Source organism: Mycobacterium colombiense, from assembly GCF_001672755.1.
Lineage (GTDB): Bacteria > Actinomycetota > Actinomycetes > Mycobacteriales > Mycobacteriaceae > Mycobacterium > Mycobacterium colombiense_C.
Genome location: NZ_LZKI01000094.1, coordinates 1 through 3,869, shown reverse-complemented (window position 1 = coordinate 3,869; position 3,869 = coordinate 1). Strand labels below are relative to the sequence as shown.

The 3,869-nt window shown below is 69.8% G+C and carries 3 protein-coding genes and 2 pseudogenes; all 5 read right to left on the bottom strand.

Annotated elements, in window-relative coordinates; translation table 11 throughout:
- The coding region (locus A5708_RS13625) for a lytic transglycosylase domain-containing protein (protein ID WP_231117908.1) at positions 1-1,233 on the bottom strand (1,233 nt) is incomplete at its 3' end.
- A 107-nt stretch (positions 1,234-1,340) separates the two neighbouring features.
- Complete coding sequence (locus A5708_RS13620) at positions 1,341-1,883, bottom strand: DUF1003 domain-containing protein (RefSeq protein WP_065029139.1); 543 nt, start codon at positions 1,881-1,883, stop codon at positions 1,341-1,343.
- Positions 1,880-3,187 carry a magnesium transporter MgtE N-terminal domain-containing protein gene (locus A5708_RS13615; protein WP_065029138.1) on the bottom strand — a complete coding sequence of 436 codons (1,308 nt, stop codon included), beginning with the start codon at positions 3,185-3,187 and terminating at the stop codon, positions 1,880-1,882. Before A5708_RS13615 ends, A5708_RS13620 begins: the two co-directional genes overlap by 4 nt.
- 130 nt (positions 3,188-3,317) lie before the next feature.
- Positions 3,318-3,788: pseudogene (locus A5708_RS13610) on the bottom strand (DUF4190 domain-containing protein); the annotation flags it as partial.
- A pseudogene (locus tag A5708_RS27990) lies at positions 3,787-3,869 on the bottom strand (Sec-independent protein translocase TatB); the annotation flags it as partial. The pseudogenes A5708_RS27990 and A5708_RS13610, both read right to left, overlap by 2 nt.

Below are 3,869 nucleotides of genomic sequence, written 5' to 3'. Positions count from 1 at the left end.
GCCCTGGGCAAGGTGATCGACCCCGAACGGCGGCGGCGCCGGGGGCGCGAACGGTGCCGGTTGCCCGAACGGTGCCGGTTGCCCGAACGGTGCCGGTTGTCCGAACGGCGGCGGCGGGCCCGCGGGCGGGGTGCCCTGCGAGCTGATGCAGATCACCGTGCAACCGGGAACCTGGGCCGGCGCCTGCTGGGGCGTCGGCGTCATCCACGGGAACATCGGCGGGGGGCTGACGAGAGCCGGGCTGCTCAAGTCGATCAGCGGAACGCGCGCCAGCGGGTCGTCCAGCGGCAGGCCGTTGATGTTCATCGGCAGGTTGGGGCCGAGCCCTTCGGGGTGCTCGAGGTGCGCGTCGCCCAGCGGCGGCGGCGGTCCGGTCATCGGCGGCAGGTCGACCGGCACCACGCCGGTGGCGTAGGCCGCCGCCCAGCCCAGCACGTTCTGCGCGTAGGGCATCGAGTTGTTGTAGCGCAGGATCGCGGTCAGGACCTGCGACTGGTCACGCAGGTTGAGTCCGCCGCTGCACAGGTAGCGGGCGGCCGCCAGGGTGGCGTCGAAGATGTTCTGCGGATCCGCAACGCCGTCGCCCTTGCCGTCCGAGGCGTAGCGCGCCCAGGTCCCCGGCAGGAACTGCATCGGCCCCATCGCGCGGGCGTAGGTGACGCGGTTGCCGGCGCTGCTCTGGATGATCGTTTCGTTGCCGGGCAGCGTGCCGTCCAGCGACGGGCCGTAGATCGGGTTGATCGCGGTGCCGCGCGCGTCGACAGCGCCGCCGCCCGCGTGGCCCGATTCGATGCGCCCGATGCCGGCCAGCAGGTTCCAGCTGACGCCACAGCCCGGGGCGGCGACGGCCATCTTCTGTTCCGCGCTGCGATATGCGGCCAGCGCGATGCTCGGAATGCCCAGCGCACCGGGCGCATTGACGATCATCGCCGGCGGCGGGGCGGACAACGCGGGCTCGGCGACGTGAAAGACGGTCGGGCTGCGGTCGATCGCGACGACGGCGGGGCCGGTGAGGTCGGGGAAGGTCGGCGAGACCGCGGCCACGGGGGTGACGGCGGCATGCCGCGGCGGCATTCGCACCGGAAGCGACGGGGCCGCTGCGCTGACCGCCCCCGCGAACACCAGTGGAGTAATCATTGCTACGCCGAAAATCGGCTTGCGCGTGTTCCGAAGTGCTCGCTGCCGCTCAGTCGCGGCGGCGGGGCTCTCACCCCGGCTTCCCCCAATGCGCACTCGACCGTCCTAGATATGTGAGCTGGGTTCACTTTCTGTTAGCTCGGTGAACCAGATCACCATACATAACTCTTGTGACACGAGTGGCGCAATGGTCCAAACGGTTCTCACCTGGATTTCTTAGCTGTTCTTTCCAGGCCGTCGCCGCCCACGACCGGGTCGACGTCCGCGGTTTCGGGCAGCAGATTGGTCAGCAGTTCGCGCAGGTCATCGAGCTCGTGACGCAGGTATTCGCGTGTCACACCCTCGCCGACGGCCAGCCGCAACGCGGCCAGCTCGCGCGCCAGGTATTCGGTGTCGGCTTTGGTTTCGGCGGCTCGACGACGGTCTTGCTCCAGCGCGACCCGGTCGCGGTTCTCCTGGCGGTTCTGCGCCAGCAGGATCAACGGGGCGGCGTAGGCGGCCTGAGTGGAGAAGGCGAGGTTCAGCAGGATGAACGGATACGGGTCGAAGCGCTCCGCGACCGCGATGAGGTTGAACGCGATCCACAGCAGCACCACGACCGTCTGGATCAGCAGGTAGCGGCCAGTGCCGAAGAAGCGCGCGATCGACTCGGTGATCTGCCCGACGGCCTCGGGATCCAGCCGCGGCGAATACCTGCGCGAAGTCCGCGGGGTGTACAGCCCTCGCGGGGCCGAGGATTTGCTCACTCGGATCCTCCCAGTCCGTTGACCCGGGCGGCGGCGTCGAACTCCTGCATGTCCACCCGCCAGTCGTGCGGCAGCAGGTGATCGAGCAGGTCGTCCACCGTTACCGCGCCGAGCAGATGATTCTGGTCGTCGACCACCGGTCCGCACACCAGGTTGTAAGCGGCCAGGTAGCGGGTGACCGCACCGAGCGGGGTCTCCGGCGTCAAGGTCAACAGGTCGCTGTCGACGATCCCGCCGACCAGGGCCGCCGGTGGCTCACGCAGCAGTCGTTGCAGGGGGACGCAGCCCAGGTAGCGGCCGGTGGGGGTGGCCGTCGGCGGCCGCGCGACGAACACCATGGACGACAGCGCGGTGGTGAGTTCGGGATCGCGGACCCGGGCCAGCGCCTCGGCAACCGACGTATCGGGGGTCAGCACCACGGGGTCCGATGTCATCAAGCCACCGGCGGTGTCGGGGGAGTGGGCGAGCAGCCGGCGCACCGGCTCGGAGTCATCGGGATCCATCCGGGTCAGCAGCATCTCGGCGTCGGTCGGATTCAGCACCCCGAGCAGGTCCGCCGCGTCGTCGGGATCCATCTCCTCGAGCACGTCGGCGGAGCGTTCGGTGCCCAGCTGCGACAGCACGTCGGCCTGATCCAATTCGGGCAGCTCCTGCAAAACGTCGGCCAGTCGGTCGTCGTCGAGCGCCTTGAGCACCTCGTAGCGCCGCTTGACCGGCAGCCCGCGGATGGCGTCCGCCACGTCGACCGCCCTGCGGCCCTCGAACTGGTCCAGCAGTTGGGTCACGCCCTGGCCCGGCAATGACAGCGCCGACGGGGTCAGGCCCTGCACGTTCTGCCAGTCGACGATGTGGACGGGGCCGCGTCGTCCCAGCCGCCTCGGCACACGGACGGCGACCCTGGAGACCATCCAGTCCCGGGTCCGGGTCTGTTCGATCCCCAGGTCCGTGATGACCACGTCGAGGCCCGCCAGCTCCGGCAGGTCGGGGTCCTTCACCTTGACTTGCGTGTCGAGCACCTGACCCATCGCCAGCACCTCGCCGGGGCGCTGCACGAAATGACGCAGGGACACGCTGCCGGTGCTCAGCGTCACGGCGTTGGGTTCGATGGAGGCGACCCGCAGGATCGGAATGAAGATGCTGCGCCGCGTCGCCAGGTCGACGACCAGCCCGAGCACGCGCGGTTGCTGCCGCACGATGCTGATGCTGATCACGACATCGCGCACCCGGCCCACGGATTCGCCGAGCGGACCCAACACCAACATCCGCGACAGCCGCGCGATGTACACCCTGTTGACCGATCCCATGAACGTAGAGCCTAGGCAGCCGTCGGCCCGATGGCCCCGACAACCCGGGCGCGGCGGCGGTGGGTCTGTTGCGGGGCGACCCGCTGCGCCCGGCTCCGCCGCGCCGGCGATCGCGGTGGGTTGGGCTGCGCTAGAGCGAGTGCAGCCTGAAGATCACGATCACCAAAATCACCACCAGGGTGGCGATTCCGACGACGATGCCGGCCACCGCCAGGCCGAAGCCGTCCTGTCGAGTCCGCTTGATCTGATCCAGGGCGATGGCGCCCAAGACGATGGCCACGATCGAGCCGATGCCGCACAGCAGGCCGGTGAAGGCCGCGATCAGTGAGGCGATCGCCAGCCCGTTGGTCCCGGGCTTATGGGTTCCCGCGGGTCCGTAGCCGCTGCGGTAATCCGGGGTCGGGTAGTAACCGCCCGGATAGGCGGGGGGCCCGTAGGTCGGCGGGCCGCCGTAGGGCGGGGGCGGCGGATAGGCCGGGCCGCCATAGCCTGGCGGCTGCTCGTACCCGGGCGGGGGACCGACCGGCGGTGGGTAAGGCGGCGGGTATCCGGACGCGTAGTCGGGGCTCGGCGGGGGATACGGCGGCGGCGCCGGTTCGGCGGTTTGTCGAAGGCTCCAGTCAGGAACGAGTCGTCGCCGTCCAGCAGATGCTTGGTGAGCGCCGCCCGCGGTGTCATGCCC

Bases quoted from the DNA above. Each gene is read 5' to 3' on its own strand.
- A5708_RS13615 (WP_065029138.1), bottom strand. From the start codon at position 3,187: ATGGGATCGGTCAACAGGGTGTACATCGCGCGGCTGTCGCGGATGTTG.